Raw genomic sequence first — 15,423 nt, 5'->3', positions numbered from 1 at the left:
AAAATGGCGGCCAGGTTGGCCGCCATTTTTTATTTATAGTGATAAGCTATAATCGGTAACCCAAACCTACACCAACAACCCAGGGCCTTATTTTAACATCCGCAGAGATATTTTGCAATACCGGGCGCAATGCCTCATTACCTGATGGTGTCAGGTTTCCGGCATTTACCGTAGCCTGGGTGGATAGGAATATCTTTTTCACATCGGCATTAATGAACACTCGTTTACTCACGTCATAATCAAAACCTAATTGCGCGGCAAACGCAAATTTGTTCTTGTAATCAATACCCTGTACTACGGGGCCTTTATCCGCACTGTAAAAAATAGTATAGTTGGCACCAGCGCCTATGTATGGCTTAAACCCGGTACCTGTAGGCAAATGATATTGTAAGGTAAGTGTGGGCGGCAACAACCAAACATGCCCCAGGTTAACATCGGCAGCAGCCGGGCCGCCAATGGCCGCCAGGCTTGATGAAGTAGTTTTTACATTATGCTTTGTTGTGGCCAGGATAAGTTCGGCAGAGAAGTTTTTAGCGAAATAATACGTAAAGTCTACCTCGGGAACTACGGTATTACTAATATTTATACCACCGCCGATCACTCCTATGGTTGCACTCTCCTGCGGCAATACTCCTATTGCCCTTATACGTATATCCCACTCGTTTTTTTGTTGTGCAAGCGCGTTGAGGCCCGGTAATAAAAATAAGATAAATGCGAAAAGTTTAAATTTTTTCATGATGTATATGATTAATTAACACATCAAAAGTATATTGGGGCAGTAAGCAGCACCATGACCAAAGGCAGGTGGTTTGTTGAGGTTGGTCATTAATTGTTTACCCATAATATGGAATATTTTCCCGCTTAATAGTTTAAGAATATGCTGCCATATTATATTTGGCGTAAATAAGATATTGCCTTGTTACATTAGTCTTTTCATCTTTTCAATAATTTTAACTACGTTTGGGGAAACTGTTTTTTACTAAACTGGTCTTATTATTTAATTTAAACAATGAAGGTATTTGTAAAGAAATCTATTGAACAACTAACGGCCTCAACCGAGGGCGAAACCCTTAAGCGAACGCTTGGGGCGGGCAGCCTGGTTGCGCTGGGTATTGGTGCTATTATTGGCGCCGGTTTGTTCGTAAGAACCGCCGCTGCCGCTGGTGAGCATGCCGGCCCCGCGGTAACCCTGTCATTCATCGTAGCGGCTATTGGCTGTGCTTTTGCCGGCTTGTGCTACGCCGAATTCGCGTCAATCATCCCTATTGCAGGTAGTGCTTATACTTACGCTTACGCCACCATGGGCGAAATTGTTGCCTGGGTTATTGGCTGGGCGCTGATATTGGAATACGCGCTCGGCGCGGCCACAGTATCCATCAGTTGGAGCGAGTATCTCAATAAGCTCCTCGGCGGGGGAATACCCTATGAGTGGTGCCACTCCCCTATGGAAAAAATTATTGTTAACGGCCAAACTATCCATGGTATTGCTAACCTTCCGGCTTTACTCATCCTGGTTGTTTTATCGTTATTGTTGATAAAAGGTACGCAGGAATCAGCTACAGTGAACGGTATCATCGTATTTATTAAAGTTGCTATCGTATTGGTGTTTATCGCCATCGGTTGGCAGTATATTAACCCTGCCAATCACCACCCGTACATCATCCCTGATAATGCGCCTGATATTAAATTATCCAACGGCGAAACCTACTCCTATGCGCCATTCTTTAATCACGGCTGGGGAGGTATCATCAGTGGTGCCGGTGTGGTTTTCTTCGCCTTTATTGGTTTTGATGCCGTGTCAACCGCAGCACAGGAAGCTAAAAACCCAAGCCGTGATATGCCTATCGGTATCTTAGGTTCATTAGTGGTTTGTACTATTCTTTACATCCTTTTCTCATGGGTATTAACCGGTGTAGCGCCGTATACCGATTTCATGAAATCAGGTAAGGAAGCTTCTGTAGCCTTTGCTATCAGTAACTATATGCACGGTTATGGCTGGTTATCTACCCTGGTTACCGTAGCTATTCTGGCTGGTTTCTCTTCGGTTATCCTGGTGATGCTGATGGGCCAGTCGCGTGTATTCTACACCATGTCAAAAGATGGTTTATTACCTAAAATATTTTCAGACCTGCACCCTAAATTTAAAACACCTTACAAGAGCAACATGATCTTGTTCCTGTTTGTGGGCGCTTTCGCGGCCTTTGTGCCGGGTAGCGTAGCGGGCGATTTAACCTCAATTGGTACCCTGTTCGCGTTCATACTGGTTTGCGCGGGTGTTATCCTGTTACGTAAGAGTGATCCTAACCTTCCTCGTCCGTTTAAAACACCATTGGTACCATTGGTACCTATATTGGGTATGATCGTTTGCGCGGGCATGATCATAGGTTTACCTCGCGAAACCCAACTGAGCGCTTTAGTATGGATGGTATTAGGCTTACTGATCTACTTCGGTTACAGTAAAAAACATAGCAAGCTGGGTACAGCTGGCGACATTTTACCAACCGCCTCAGATTTCGAAAAACAGTAATTTTTTGATTAAGATATATAAAAAGGTTCTGCCATGGCAGAACCTTTTTTGTTTCCAGGCCTTTTGTAATAGCATGAAGGCAAACCGCATGATATGGGTTTTGGTGCTGATAGCCGTTATCAACTCCATGGGCTTTGGTATTATTATACCGCTGCTATATCCCTATGGTAAAAAATTCGGCGTTACCGAGCAGACAATAGGCTTGTTAACAGCAGCATTTTCTATAGCACAATTTATTGCTACGCCCATATTAGGGTCGCTATCTGATAAATGGGGGCGCAAACCCATACTCATCATCAGCCTGATAGGTACGGCAGCATCATTTGTATTATTTGGCCTGGCTAACAGTATCTTTATGCTTTTTGCCGCACGCGTTTTAGACGGACTTACCGGTGGCAATATTTCTGTGGCGCAGGCCATGATATCAGATATTTCTTCTCCAAAAGACAGGGCCAAAAACTTTGGCATCCTTAGTTCAGCCTTTGGTTTTGGCTTTGTGATAGGGCCTGCCATTGGTGGCCTGCTCAGCAAGTTTGGCATGCAGGTACCCTTCTTCTTCGCGGCAGGTATTGCTGTAGCAGGCGTATTTTTATCGCTGCTTTTGCTAAAGGAAACCAACCAAAATAAGAATAATAAAAAGCAGGGTGATGGCTTTACCCTATCATCGCTGGTAACGGTGCTGAAAAAGCCGGTGATTGGTACCGCGGTATTTACCGGCTTTTTGCTTACCATGGCCCAGTTTACCATGCTCATCGGTTTTCAAACTTTCAGTGTTGACCAATTAAAGTTAAGCACCTCGCAGATCGGGATATTTTACGCGGGCTTTGGCATTACCGGCATACTCATGCAGCTATTAGTGCCGGCTATAAAAAAGCTGATATCGCTGCAATCAATGATCCTGCTCCTCTCTACCCTCATTTGCCTTGGCGCAATGCTGCTTACCGGTTTTTCAACCGGATTTATACTATTCGCTGTTGCTATAGGCATTTACGGCTTGTTTAACGGCTTGCGTAACCCCATGCTCAACGCTATCATAGCCGACCATAACGATGAGCGCCAGCGTGGCGAAGTAATGGGCGTTAATCAGGCTTACATATCCATAGGGCAAACTTTAGGGCCGGTAACAGCGGGCCTGGCCACCGCAATTTCTGTACATAGTGTTTTCTTTTTATCGGCTTTCTATATTTTAATTGCACTTTTGTTTAGTTTTCGTTTAATTTCAAAAGAAAAGCAATCCTAAGCTATGCATCCACTCGTTTTTAAAGAGATCATATCTGTAACCATGATCCTCTTCGCCATCATTGATATTTTGGGTACCATCCCCATTATTATCCAGATGCGCCAGAAAGTAGGCCATATCGAATCTGAAAAGGCCACCATAGCGGTACTGGTACTCATGGTTACCTTCCTGTTTGCAGGCGACGAACTGCTTTCTGTTATCGGGCTCGACATATCATCCTTCGCTATAGCCGGTTCTATTGTAATTTTCATCATCGCGCTGGAGATGATCTTAGGGGTAAGCTTTTTTAAGGAAGAAATACCGCAGGCGGCTTCTATTGTACCCTTAGCATTCCCGTTGATAGCCGGCGCAGGTACCATGACAACCCTGCTATCGCTCAAGTCGCAATATCAAACACAGAATATCCTGGTTGGTATTGTGTTGAACACGCTGGTAGTTTACCTGGTACTGAAAAATGTAAAACTGCTCGAAAAACTGTTAGGCAAAACAGGTTTACATATCTTACGTAAAGCCTTTGGGGTAATACTACTGGCCATAGCTATTAAACTGTTCAGAAGTAATTCAGGGTTATAATACACGTATCTGTTTGAGCAAGTTTCGGGTTTTTTACCGACTGTAGGCGCTGTAAATTTGTGGTAAACCATAACGCGATGGAAACAGCAGAACATCTGAATTATTACCGTATTGCCGAAGCTATTAATTACCTTAAGGATAATTTTAAGCGACAGCCCGATCTGGATGAGGTGGCCCAAAGTATTCATTTGAGCCCTTATCATTTCCAGCGGATGTTTACCCAATGGGCCGGCATCAGCCCCAAAAAGTTTTTACAATACCTGAGTATAGACCACGCCAAGCAAGTATTAAAGCAACAAGCCTCGTTATCTGATGCCGCTTATGATACGGGGCTTTCGGGCACCAGCCGCCTGCATGATCTATTTGTGAACATAGAAGGCATGACACCCGCCGAGTACAAGAACGGTGGTAAGGCCCTCCATATTAATTTCAGCTACGCCGAAACTACTTTCGGGAACATGCTGGTAGCATCAACCCACAAGGGGATTTGTTATATGGCTTTCGCCGACGATAAGGACGAGGCTTTTGACGGCTTATATGATCTGTTTCCATACGCAGCTTATTACCAGTTAACAGACACTTTACAACAAAACGCACTGCAAATATTCAGGCACGATTGGTCGCATCTTCCGCAAATAAAGCTACACCTCAAGGGCACGCCTTTTCAACTAAAGGTATGGGAAACTTTACTCAAAATACCTTTGGGTGGGCTTAACACGTACCAGGCCGTTGCACAGCAGATCCATATGCCATTGGCAAGCCGCGCCGTGGGCAGTGCCATTGGCGCCAACCCTGTAGCATTTTTGATCCCCTGCCACCGGGTCATCAAATCAACCGGGCATACCGGACAGTACCATTGGGGCAGTAAGCGCAAAACAGCCATCATTGGCTGGGAAGCCGCACGGGCAGGCAGTAACCAACAATAATTACCCACATTAAACTTAGCGCTGATAAAAAGTCTAAAGGGTATACAGGTAATTAAATTTTAAACCTGATATTCGTTATGATGAACAAGCTAAGGTTATTATTGCTCACAGGTATTTTATTTAGCTTTTGCCGGGCAAGCGCGCAATCAGCTGATGAAGTATACAATCAATATCTGGATTTTAACCTGGCACGCCTGCAGGGCGAAACAGACAAAGCACTGAGCCTTGGCGAAGATCTGCTACCTAATGCGGATAAACTAAAAGCTAACGCCCGCGCCAGTTTTTATTATTCTATAGGGCATTTGTATGAGAACAACGCGCAATCTGTAAAGGCTATTGAGTATTACGAAAAAGTGGTAGCCGCCGTGCCGGAGTATTATGTAGCTCAGCGGGGCCTTGGTTACCTGTACGCCAAACAGGCCGAGGAGCTGAGAGTTTCAGGAAGCGCGAATTACACCGCTATGGCAAGGAAGGCGCTACCTCACCTGGAAAAGGCGCAGGCCTGCGACCCGGATAACGATACGCTCGACCTGATCAAATTTATGTATACGCACATACATGATACCGCGGCGCTGTCTACCTTGAACTCGAGGCTTAAACAGCTCTCTAAAAGCTGTGTTGACCTACTTGATGATAAGTAATTAAAATAGTAAAGCCTTACCCTGCTGCGGGTAAATGAGTTTAACGCCGAGCGTATTGCCCGTTTTAAGTTGTTGCTTTATTTTGCTGATACTGGTGTAGGGCGGCTTCAAGTGTGTGACCACCACGTTCAATCCTTTTAGTGATGTACCGGCCAACTTTTGCAACATCCCCAGTTCATCCATTAATAACTTAGGCGTAAGGTGCCCGAACAGGCTTTTTTCCGGCTGCTCGTTAGGGAATGATACTTCTATCATCAAGGCCTTTAAGCGCCCCTGTTTTACAATCGGCCCTATGGCCGTCCATAGTTTGTTCAGGTTCTGGCTTTTCTCAACGGCATCAGCCCCGGTATCGCCTAAATACAATATATAGTTATCATCATGTTTAACCAGGAATGCAGTACTGGTAAGGTTAGAATGGCTAAGCGGGAAAGCTGTTACCAGCATTTCGGTGTTCTCCACCGGTTGCTGTACCATAGGTTCCAGCACTTGGTAATGGTATTTTTTTAGCTGTGGCGCCTCACCATCATCCGTAAAATTTGCCCAGCTTTCCCAGGTAAAATAGTGCGTTTTGAGGGTTTGCAGTGTCGGAGCCAATCCGTAAACATCTTTTACTGTATCCTCCGGCGAATTAATGACCATACCCGACAAATGATCCAGATGCCCGTGGGATATCAGATAGGCTTTAATATTTCGCCGCATTACCACTCCGGCAGGTTGCTTAAATGTGCCCGCCGCTACGGCCTTTTGCAACCCGTAATTAATAGTACCGGCATCCAGGCACAGGTAATTATCCGAGCCTTGCGGCGCCAGCATATAGGCCGAAAGATTGCTTTCATCAATACCTCCCAAAACACCCAGCGGTACTACTTTAAAAGATGGTTTAACCTTTACCTGCGCTTGCAGCATGGCAGGTAAACCCAATAATATGATAACTATGATTTTATGCAGACGGTACATTGTTGCAAAATTACTAATTTGTGCCCGATGAAAACCAGCCAGATTGCCGCAAAAATTGTCACCCGCCTTTTCCTGATCCTGCTATTGGTAGCTCTTGTTGCGCTCATGAGCGATAAACACCAGCTTGACCATATCTACATCTCCAAACAACAGATATGGACTTTTATAGCGCCTGTTATACTTATACTTGGCTTTATTACCCTGCTCATCATCTGTGCCCGGCAAAAATACAGTAAGCCCGACCTGAACTGGCTGCTGGTGGTAAACACTGTAGTGCTGATGGCTTATGGCATCGCGCTTTTTATCCGTATTTACCAGCTCATTAACCACCAGCACTAAAGCCCGGGTTACTCTGTTTTCATTTTTTCCTTTGCCTTTTCCTTGTATTCGTAATCGCCGCCTAAAAGGTAACCCCATGGTTTAAGGCTTTCTACACGGTCAAATACGATCTTCATTATCGCCATCACCGGGATAGACAGGAACATGCCCGAAAGGCCCCACACCATTTCGCCGATAATGATACCGATGAAAGATATAAGCGCGTTAAGCCTTACTTTTGAACCCACTATGGCCGGAAGTAAAAAGTTAGCATCAACAGCATGGATGCCAATTACGGTTACTGCTGTGGTAAGCGTTTGACTGATATTGCCTGTAGCAAAGGTTACCAGCGTACTCAGCAGCAAAGCGGTAAAAATGCCCACATATGGGATGATATTAAATAAACCCACGATCAGGCCCAACAGCACGGCATACTTGATACCGATCATCCAGAAAACCGCGATGGCTATGGTAGCCACAATTACCATTTCTATTACTAAACCCAGTATATACTGGCGCAGTATTTTCTGGATATTCTCCACAATATCCATTACTACAGATTTGTTATCATCATTAAATACCCATGTAATAAAAGTGATCAGCAGCTTGCGGTAGAACAGGATAAAAAACGTAAAAATGAGTATGAATACGTAGAATAAAGCCAATGATGATACCGCGCCAAAGGTAGTACCCAATACCGCACCGCCTGATGACATGATCTTTTTAGCGGTATCATTTACATACACCATCTGTCTATGCGCGTTGATATGAAAGGTTTGCTCTACCCAGGCATGCAAGTCGTTAACGGATTGGGTTACTTGGTTCTTTAGCATAGGCCAGTCATTAGCTATGCCCGATATCTGGTTGCCTACCAGATATAAAACACCACCTACAAAAATCACCAATAACATTATCGACAAAAAAGAACTGGCACTCCTCGGTAATTTGCATTTGCGCTCGAAAAAGCTGGAAATAGGCAACAGCAATATGGCAAACAACAAACCGAAAATGAGCGGATCCAGCAGTTCTTTAGCGACAATGACCAGATAGCCAAGCACACAAATACCGATTAGTGTTAGCGCCAGGCGTTCATAAAACGGGGCAATAAGTTTTTTTGTAGTCATGGGGTATGTAAATTTTCTTCAATTCGTGAACAGGATTTTAAAGCAGAATGTTTTGCATTAACTTGTATTTAAAACACTTAATAGTTGTTTAAACGGCTAAAAAGTAACCTAACTCATCATTTAAATTTGGCAAAACCTTTGCTTTATCTTAATAAAAGTAAAGTATCATGGCTAAGTATTCAAAAAAAGCATCCGAGAAAGTAGAGGAAACTATGCACGAGATGAAAGAGGGCAAGCTTAAAAGCGGCAGTGGTAAAAAGGTAACCAGCAAGAAACAGGCTGTCGCAATAGGGTTATCTGAAGCGCGTAAGGAAGGCGCAAAAGTACCCAAAAAGAAAGACTAAACTTAAAGGCCGAAATCGTTGGCTATCCAGGCTTCCAGTTCGCCCTTCTCATCTAACGCTATAATGTGCTGTACATCGTCGTCTGTTTTACGGACAGGCTCTGTTTTGTATTTAGCAGCCACCGCGCGAAGGGCGTAAGCCGTGGCCTTAAGCGGGTTGAAATCGGCCTTATGTTCAATAGCGTACTTACAGTACTTCCCCATATATATAAAGCCTAACTGAGGGTTAGCGTCGCTGATATCCATAATGGGTTGTTTAAGCTCAACCGTAATGTAGGGTACGCCCTGAGCCCATTTCAGCAGGAATTGAGTTACCGCCTCCCTTTTTTCCGGCTCGGCTGTCCACGGCGTGCGCTGCAGCCAGTCGGTGGCTTTAATAATATCAGCCTCATATTGCGCGTAATTGGTTTGTTTGCTGAAAGAATAGTTCTTAGGCACCTCGAAACTTTGTGCGGATGCCTTTACCCCATAGCAAAGCAGGAATAAAAAGAGAAATCTATTCATGTTACTGCATTCACACTAAGATAATTATAATTTATGCTGCAAGGTAAACGCATCCATTATTTTCATCAGCACAACTGCTTCATCTATGGTGCAGGGGTTGGGGCCTTCGCCCTTAAAGTAAGCCACAATTTTGGTGATCATCGGCTGCTGAATATGCTCAGGTTGAACAAACTCTACCGTTTCCTCTTCCTCTCCTATTTTGCAGGTTACAAAATTGCCAAAGAATGGGAACGTGATCTTGCCGTTTGTGCCTACTATCTCGCACCTGTCAATGATCTCGGTTTTGGCCACGTTAAAACACCAGGAACCATCCACCACAATTTTATTTTTAAAGATGATCTGCCCGGTTACATGATCATCCGCCGGACTAAATTCACCCTGATTTAAGCTGTAACCGCTGTAAACAGCCGGTTCGCCAAAGAAATACAACATCAGATCCAGTTGATGAGGCGCCAGGTCGTGAAAGTAGCCACCGCCTGAAACCTCCGGCTGTAAACGCCAGTTGGGCGCATTTTGCTCCACCAGTTTAGGCCGCGGCGATTGCCACATCCTGATCTGCACCGTGCGTATATCGCCAATGGCGTTGGTATCTATCAGCTTTTTCACATGCAAAAACATGGGTAAAGCCCTGCGATAATGCGCTACGGTAAGTTTGGCATCGGCGGCATGCACGGCATCAGCCATGGCTTGTGCCTCGGCGGCATTGCGGGTAACCGGCTTTTCTACGTAAACATTAAGCCCTTTAGCGATGGCGCGTTTGGCATACTCCAGGTGCGAATCCGGAGGGGTGGCAATGGAAACCGCGTTCACTTCCGGATCATTCAATAATTCGTCGGCGTCGCTATACCAGCGGTCAACATGGTGGCGCTGCGCGTAGTCGGCTGCTTTTTCGGCATCGCGGCGCATTACGGCAACCAGTTTACTGTCGTCTATTTTATTGTAGGCTTGTCCGCTTTTCTTTTCGGTAACGGCGCCGCAGCCTATAATGCCCCACTTAATAGCAGTCATATGTTTTTGGATAGATGTTATTTTAGTAAAGCCATCAGTTCTTCGTCGCTGATGATAGGGATGTTTAATTTATTGGCCTTCTCTAATTTTGATGGCCCCATGTTTTCGCCGGCCACAAGGTAATTGAGTTTAGCCGATATACTGCTTAGTATTTTACCACCATTTTGCTCAATGATATCTTTCAACTCATCGCGCGAGTATTTTTCAGACGTACCCGAGATAATGAAGTTCTTACCTGCCAGCTTATCGCTCGCCAATACCACTTCCTTTTCTTCGGCAATAAATTGTAAACCTTTTTGGCGCAGTTTTTCTATTTCCTGGCGGTGCCCGGGATCGGCAAAGTATTCGGTGATACTTTGGGCAATGCGTTCTCCTATCTCTTCGGCAGCGGTCAACTCTTCAACGGTGGCGGCCATTAGCCTGTCGATATTTTTAAAATGAGCTACCAGTTTACGGGCAACTGTTTCGCCAACATAGCGGATACCCAGGCCAAAAAGCACTTTTTCAAACGGTTGTTGTTTCGATTTTTCGATACCCTCCAGCATGTTATTGATGGATTTCTCTCCAAACCTGCCCATTTGCTTTAGTTCCGGTGCATGCTGCTCCAGATCATACAGATCGCTAATGTGGCGAACAAAATGCTGGTTATATAAGGTTACGATGGTTTCGTCGCCCAGGCCATCTATGTTCATGGCCTTGCGGCCGATGTAATGCTGTATCTTACCTACTATCTGCGGTGGGCAGCCTTCATCGTTAGGGCAATACCACGCGGCTTCGCCTTCGGTGCGCAGCAATGGCGTATCACACGCGGGGCAATGGGTAACATATTTAATAGCCTCGGCGCCTGGCTTGCGTTTATCCAGGTTTACGCTGATAATCTTAGGGATGATCTCACCGCCTTTCTCCACATAAACCGTATCATGCTCGTGCAGTTTAAGGCGTTCGGTAATTTCATCGGCATTGTGCAGGGTGGCACGTTTAACGGTAGTACCGGCCAGTAAAACCGGTTTCAAATTAGCCACAGGCGTAACTGCACCCGTACGGCCCACCTGATAAGTAACCGCCAATAATTCGGTCTCTACCCTCTCGGCTTTAAATTTATAAGATATGGCCCAGCGGGGCGATTTAGCCGTAAAGCCCAGTTCCTGCTGCTGCGAGTAATTATTTACTTTGATAACGATGCCGTCAATATCATAACTTAAATGATGGCGTTCGGTGTCCCAATGATTAATAAAATCCAGCACACCTTTTATATCAGAACATAGCCGGCTATGGTCATCCACATGAAAGCCCCACTCTTTAACCGCCTGCAGGCTTTCCCAATGGGTTTTAAACAGTTGTTTCTCGGTATATAAGCCATACAGGAAACAATCCAGCGGGCGGCGGGCTACCTCCGCCGAATCCTGTAGCTTAATAGTGCCCGATGCAAAGTTGCGGGGATTGGCGTACGGCACTTCGCCATTATCTACACGTTCTTTATTTAAACGCTCAAAAGCTTTGCGGTGCATAAACACCTCGCCGCGTATCTCAAACAGATCGGGATAATTGCTCCCTGCTATTAATTTCTTAGGGATGGTGTGGATGGTGCGTACGTTAGTGGTCACTTCATCGCCCTGGGTCCCATCTCCACGGGTTACCGCACGGGCCAGTTTACCATCCTGGTAGGTGAGGCTCATGGACAGGCCATCAAACTTGAGTTCGCACACGTACTCAAAATTATCGCCAATGGCTTTACGGATGCGCTGGTCAAAGTCGACCAGTTCCTGCTCATTGTAGGTATTGCCTAAAGAGAGCATGGGCCAGCGGTGCTTTACGGTAACAAATTCCTTGGTTACTTCGCCGCCTACCCGCTGCGTGGGCGAATCAGGGTCTGCAAAATCAGGGAATTCCTTTTCCAGCTTATCCAATTCCTTCAGTTTATGATCAAAATCATAATCAGAAATGGTGGGCATAGCCAGCACATAGTAGTTATAGTTGTGCTTTTTAAGTTCGGCAGTAAGCGCCTGTATACGGTCTTTTGCTTCAGTGGGCGACATGAAACGAAGATAGATTATTTAGTCCATAGTCGATAGTCCATAGACCATAGAAGAAAAAAAAGTACCCAAACTTCAATCGGTCAGAATTAATAATGAACAACGAATTTCGAATGTTGAATAACGAAGTTGGGTTCTATATTCATTATTCAACATTCGATGTTCGGTATTTATTAATACGTTATAACCGCCTCAACCGGGTAATGGTCTGATGGGGTGCGGCCGTGGTAGGTATTGGTCAGGATGCCGTAACGCAGCACTTTAAAGTTTTTGGTCACGAAGATATGGTCGATGCGCTTATCGCCCGCGGTGCTGGCATTAAAATCATTAAAGGTATCGTTCGGTGCCATTTTCAGGGGCGATAATACATAGGTATCTTTTAACACGCCGGAATTATTGATCACCGCATAGCTGTCTGATGTTTGGTCTACATTGAAATCGCCGGTAAGGATGGTGGCGGTGTTACCGGCCATTTGCTTCACCTTTTGCAGGATAAGCTTAGCACTCTCGCGACGGGCAACCACGCCGATATGGTCCATATGCAGGTTAAAGAAATAGAACGTAAAGCCCGTTTTTATTTCCCTGAACTGCGCCCAGGTACAAATCCGCGGCAGGGCGGCATCCCAGCCTTTGTTGGGCCTGTCGGTAACGGTTGACAGCCAGAAATCGCCATGCTTTAACACCTGGAAACGGGTTGATTTATAAAATATGGCCGAAAACTCGCCGCCAACTTTACCATCATCGCGACCCACACCCAACCATTTGTAACCGGGCAGGCTATCGGTCAGGTCGGTTATCTGGTGGTATTTTAGTTCCTGCGTACCAAAAATATCAATATCCTGGAACAGCATCAATTTGGCCGCCCACGGGAAGCGTTGGCCCCAGCCATTCCCGGCAGTTGAATCGCCCTGGTTGGCGTTACGTAAATTGTAGGTGGCAATGTTCAGCTGTCTTTGCTGCGCGTAGCCAAAACCGGCACACAACACAAAAGCTAAGAGAAGGGATAACGTCTTTTTCATAGTGTTGCAAGTATACTGTTTTTGGAAACAATTTGTCATTCTGAGCCGTAGCGAAGAATCTAATTCAGCACCTACTTGTTGGCGACAGATGCTTCGTTCCTCAGCATGACAAATGTATTATTATATTTCTCCTGCTCTCTTCCTCAAGAACCACTCTGTACTTATAAGGATCAATACCAGCACGAACAACCATCTCATATCAACGAGGTCGTGGTAGCGTTTATCTTCATAAACAACGGTTTTGATGTTCTCATCCTTTTTAATGAGGCCGGCCAGCTCATTTAGTTGTGCCGGGTACAGTAGCTTACCACCGGCACGGCTGGCCATCTGGCGCAGCAGGCGGTGGTCGGCGGCGCTCTGGCGTGTTTCCAGATTAAGCGGTTTTACCACCAATTGTCCGTTTGCCTTAAACTGCTGCCCGCCCAATTGTGTAACGGCGTTATAGGTGTAAGTACCGGCCGGTAGGGCGCCCGCGTTAAGCTGGTAGCTTTGCCCTGCGCGGGTAAATAAAAAGCTATAATTTTTACCACGGGTGTCGTTCAGGCTCAATTTCACATCGGGCGTGTTTACCAGTTCAAGCGCGTCGTTATATAATTCGGCATTCAGAAGGATGTTGTCGCCTTCATCAAAAACATTATTTGCCGGGTAAACCCTAAAACGCTGCCTGTTGGCATTGGCCGTTAAGTACTGGATAGTTTGGCTCAGCAACTCGTTAGTGGCGTTGTGGTTACCATACTGCCGGTACTCGGCCAGTTGCCAGCGCCACAGGCCCTCGCCCGTGAGTACTCCTACCTTACGGCCGTCCTGCTCATTGAAAGCTAAAAGCGGATAAGCGGTAACCACACTACCGATCTTTTGCCTGAGCAGTACCCGTGCGCCGCCACCTGTTTGGTAACTGCCATACGGCGCCAGCAGGGGCGGAAAACGCTCCAGTTTGTTCAAGGTAGAATCACTCAGGGTAAAAGCCGAAAAACCCGGCTGCGCCTGCGCGAACACTTCCTGGCTCTCGCTCCTTGCAGCGCCGATGTTTACTACACCTTGGGCCTGGTTAAAGCCCTGCAGATCTGCCTGCGTACCTCCTATAAACCACAACGGTATTTTTCCTTGCAACAATGGTTTCAGCTTTACATAACTCCCTGCCTGTAACTGGTAAAGTACAACCGCGGTATAGTTTGCCGTTTGCCCTGGTTGCAGGTCACTTGTTTGCACGCTTTTTACCTCAAAGTTACGGTTGCTTTCAATAGCTTGTTTAATTACGCTGATATCCGGATGGGTGGCATCATACACCAACAGTATCTTTTGCCGTGCATCCAGCACTTCCACATAAATGGTTTCGGTGTTGTTGGCCGCAGATAGTTCATTAGCAACCGGAGATAGCGAGAAGGTAAACTTGCGTATGCCTTTTTTATCGGCGTTGAGTTTGAGCGCAACCGTTTGGTTAAACGCCGGGGAGTTTACAGCGATATCTTTTTGCGCTACCGGCCTGCCATCTTCTGTAACCGTAAGTTTGGTAACCAGGCCTTTTGCCTGGTAAGCGTTAAGGGCTACTTCCACTTCAAAATCGTTACCCAGGAATGCTGTTTTATTATAATTGATGTTACTGATCAATATATCCCTGCGGGGAACGGTATCGCCAAGAGCTACGGTATAAATACTTGCTTTTATATTCCGGGCCTCATAGGCAGGGTCCGCGCCTCTGTTGTATAAGCCATCGGTAGCCAGTACTATGGCACCTACATTCTGGTTAACAAAACGCTCGTTCAACTGCCTCAGCACGTTTGCTATATCAGTTTGTTTACCGGCGAAGTTCCGGCTGAGCCCATCACGCAGCTCTTTATCAAAGTTAAATTCCCGCACGTCGAAATTATTGCCCAGTTCGCTCTTAAGCTTTGCCAACTTGTTCACGGTAGTTGCCGCAACATTTGGCGGAGAAAACCTGTTAACAGATTCGGAGTTGTCCTGCGCGATGAGGATAAGCGGCTTTTGCGGTGTGCGGGTTACTGTTTTTACCAGCGGCGATAACAACAGCAAAGCCAATAGGCTTACCGCTAACGTGCGCAGCGCAAACAGGCCATACCGCAGCCCTTTGGTTAACAGCAAGGGTTGACGGTACATGACCCAGGCATACAGCAAGCCCAGCACCACACAAAGCGGCGACCACCAGCCCGAAACAGCACCCCAGGTTATTGACATGACTGCAAAATGCGAAA

Annotated in this window: 15 protein-coding genes; 7 read left to right on the top strand and 8 right to left on the bottom strand. The window is 46.0% G+C overall.

Annotation, left to right across the window (positions count from 1 at the left end; translation table 11 throughout):
- Positions 1 to 46 precede the first annotated feature (46 nt).
- Complete coding sequence (locus CKK33_RS08600) at positions 47 to 736, bottom strand: OmpW family protein (protein WP_095703711.1); 690 nt, start codon at positions 734 to 736, stop codon at positions 47 to 49.
- Between the two features lie 273 nt (positions 737 to 1,009).
- Here CKK33_RS08600 and CKK33_RS08595 point away from each other — a divergent pair, with 273 nt between their 5' ends.
- From CKK33_RS08595 to CKK33_RS08575, 5 genes are all read left to right on the top strand, one after another.
- Positions 1,010 to 2,527, top strand: a complete 1,518-nt coding sequence (locus CKK33_RS08595; RefSeq protein ID WP_095703710.1) for an amino acid permease — start codon at positions 1,010 to 1,012, stop codon at positions 2,525 to 2,527.
- A gap of 4 nt (positions 2,528 to 2,531) precedes the next feature.
- Positions 2,532 to 3,767: an MFS transporter gene (locus CKK33_RS08590; protein ID WP_233138173.1), complete on the top strand. Its 1,236-nt coding sequence runs from the start codon at positions 2,532 to 2,534 to the stop codon at positions 3,765 to 3,767.
- Positions 3,768 to 3,770: 3 nt separating this feature from the next.
- Positions 3,771 to 4,340, top strand: a complete 570-nt coding sequence (locus CKK33_RS08585) for a MarC family protein (protein WP_095703708.1) — start codon at positions 3,771 to 3,773, stop codon at positions 4,338 to 4,340.
- A gap of 77 nt (positions 4,341 to 4,417) precedes the next feature.
- Positions 4,418 to 5,266, top strand: a complete 849-nt coding sequence (locus tag CKK33_RS08580; protein ID WP_095703707.1) for a bifunctional transcriptional activator/DNA repair enzyme AdaA — start codon at positions 4,418 to 4,420, stop codon at positions 5,264 to 5,266.
- 77 nt (positions 5,267 to 5,343) lie between these two features.
- Positions 5,344 to 5,907, top strand: coding sequence for a lipopolysaccharide assembly protein LapB (locus CKK33_RS08575; RefSeq protein ID WP_143822930.1), 564 nt, complete (start codon positions 5,344 to 5,346; stop codon positions 5,905 to 5,907).
- Here the strand turns inward: CKK33_RS08575 and CKK33_RS08570 are convergent, their stop codons facing one another.
- Positions 5,908 to 6,864 carry an MBL fold metallo-hydrolase gene (locus CKK33_RS08570; protein ID WP_095703705.1) on the bottom strand — a complete coding sequence of 319 codons (957 nt, stop codon included), beginning with the start codon at positions 6,862 to 6,864 and terminating at the stop codon, positions 5,908 to 5,910. It lies immediately after the preceding gene.
- 27 nt (positions 6,865 to 6,891) lie between these two features.
- Between CKK33_RS08570 and CKK33_RS08565 the strand changes: the two genes are divergently transcribed.
- Entirely contained in the window at positions 6,892 to 7,203 is a 312-nt protein-coding gene (locus CKK33_RS08565; RefSeq protein ID WP_095703704.1) for a hypothetical protein, read from the top strand.
- 8 nt (positions 7,204 to 7,211) lie between these two features.
- Here the strand turns inward: CKK33_RS08565 and CKK33_RS08560 are convergent, their stop codons facing one another.
- Positions 7,212 to 8,306 carry an AI-2E family transporter gene (locus CKK33_RS08560; RefSeq protein WP_095703703.1) on the bottom strand — a complete coding sequence of 365 codons (1,095 nt, stop codon included), beginning with the start codon at positions 8,304 to 8,306 and terminating at the stop codon, positions 7,212 to 7,214.
- Between the two features lie 167 nt (positions 8,307 to 8,473).
- Here CKK33_RS08560 and CKK33_RS19610 point away from each other — a divergent pair, with 167 nt between their 5' ends.
- Positions 8,474 to 8,650: a DUF6496 domain-containing protein gene (locus CKK33_RS19610; protein ID WP_165852094.1), complete on the top strand. Its 177-nt coding sequence runs from the start codon at positions 8,474 to 8,476 to the stop codon at positions 8,648 to 8,650.
- Between the two features lie 2 nt (positions 8,651 to 8,652).
- Here the strand turns inward: CKK33_RS19610 and CKK33_RS08555 are convergent, their stop codons facing one another.
- From CKK33_RS08555 to CKK33_RS08535, 5 genes are all read right to left on the bottom strand, one after another.
- A complete protein-coding gene (locus CKK33_RS08555; protein WP_095703702.1) occupies positions 8,653 to 9,153 on the bottom strand; it encodes a hypothetical protein in 501 nt (166 codons plus the stop codon).
- Between the two features lie 24 nt (positions 9,154 to 9,177).
- Complete coding sequence (locus CKK33_RS08550; RefSeq protein ID WP_095703701.1) at positions 9,178 to 10,161, bottom strand: Gfo/Idh/MocA family protein; 984 nt, start codon at positions 10,159 to 10,161, stop codon at positions 9,178 to 9,180.
- Between the two features lie 17 nt (positions 10,162 to 10,178).
- Complete coding sequence (gene ligA, locus CKK33_RS08545) at positions 10,179 to 12,197, bottom strand: NAD-dependent DNA ligase LigA (RefSeq protein WP_095703700.1); 2,019 nt, start codon at positions 12,195 to 12,197, stop codon at positions 10,179 to 10,181.
- Between the two features lie 170 nt (positions 12,198 to 12,367).
- Positions 12,368 to 13,213, bottom strand: coding sequence for an endonuclease/exonuclease/phosphatase family protein (locus tag CKK33_RS08540; RefSeq protein WP_095703699.1), 846 nt, complete (start codon positions 13,211 to 13,213; stop codon positions 12,368 to 12,370).
- A 120-nt stretch (positions 13,214 to 13,333) separates the two neighbouring features.
- Entirely contained in the window at positions 13,334 to 15,406 is a 2,073-nt protein-coding gene (locus CKK33_RS08535; protein ID WP_095703698.1) for a VWA domain-containing protein, read from the bottom strand.
- Positions 15,407 to 15,423: the final 17 nt, after the last annotated feature.

The organism is Mucilaginibacter sp. MD40, from assembly GCF_002288635.1.
Lineage (GTDB): Bacteria > Bacteroidota > Bacteroidia > Sphingobacteriales > Sphingobacteriaceae > Mucilaginibacter.
The sequence above is the reverse complement of the archived record's forward strand: the minus strand, read 5'-3'. Positions and strand labels throughout refer to the sequence as shown.

Bases quoted from the DNA above. Each gene is read 5' to 3' on its own strand.
- CKK33_RS08600 (WP_095703711.1), bottom strand. From the start codon at position 736: ATGAAAAAATTTAAACTTTTCGCATTTATCTTATTTTTATTACCGGGC.
- CKK33_RS08595 (WP_095703710.1), top strand. From the start codon at position 1,010: ATGAAGGTATTTGTAAAGAAATCTATTGAACAACTAACGGCCTCAACC.
- CKK33_RS08585 (WP_095703708.1), top strand. From the start codon at position 3,771: ATGCATCCACTCGTTTTTAAAGAGATCATATCTGTAACCATGATCCTC.
- CKK33_RS08580 (WP_095703707.1), top strand. From the start codon at position 4,418: ATGGAAACAGCAGAACATCTGAATTATTACCGTATTGCCGAAGCTATT.
- CKK33_RS08575 (WP_143822930.1), top strand. From the start codon at position 5,344: ATGATGAACAAGCTAAGGTTATTATTGCTCACAGGTATTTTATTTAGC.
- CKK33_RS08570 (WP_095703705.1), bottom strand. From the start codon at position 6,864: ATGTACCGTCTGCATAAAATCATAGTTATCATATTATTGGGTTTACCT.
- CKK33_RS08565 (WP_095703704.1), top strand. From the start codon at position 6,892: ATGAAAACCAGCCAGATTGCCGCAAAAATTGTCACCCGCCTTTTCCTG.
- CKK33_RS08560 (WP_095703703.1), bottom strand. From the start codon at position 8,306: ATGACTACAAAAAAACTTATTGCCCCGTTTTATGAACGCCTGGCGCTA.
- CKK33_RS19610 (WP_165852094.1), top strand. From the start codon at position 8,474: ATGGCTAAGTATTCAAAAAAAGCATCCGAGAAAGTAGAGGAAACTATG.
- CKK33_RS08555 (WP_095703702.1), bottom strand. From the start codon at position 9,153: ATGAATAGATTTCTCTTTTTATTCCTGCTTTGCTATGGGGTAAAGGCA.
- CKK33_RS08550 (WP_095703701.1), bottom strand. From the start codon at position 10,161: ATGACTGCTATTAAGTGGGGCATTATAGGCTGCGGCGCCGTTACCGAA.
- ligA (WP_095703700.1), bottom strand. From the start codon at position 12,197: ATGTCGCCCACTGAAGCAAAAGACCGTATACAGGCGCTTACTGCCGAA.
- CKK33_RS08540 (WP_095703699.1), bottom strand. From the start codon at position 13,213: ATGAAAAAGACGTTATCCCTTCTCTTAGCTTTTGTGTTGTGTGCCGGT.
- CKK33_RS08535 (WP_095703698.1), bottom strand. From the start codon at position 15,406: ATGTCAATAACCTGGGGTGCTGTTTCGGGCTGGTGGTCGCCGCTTTGT.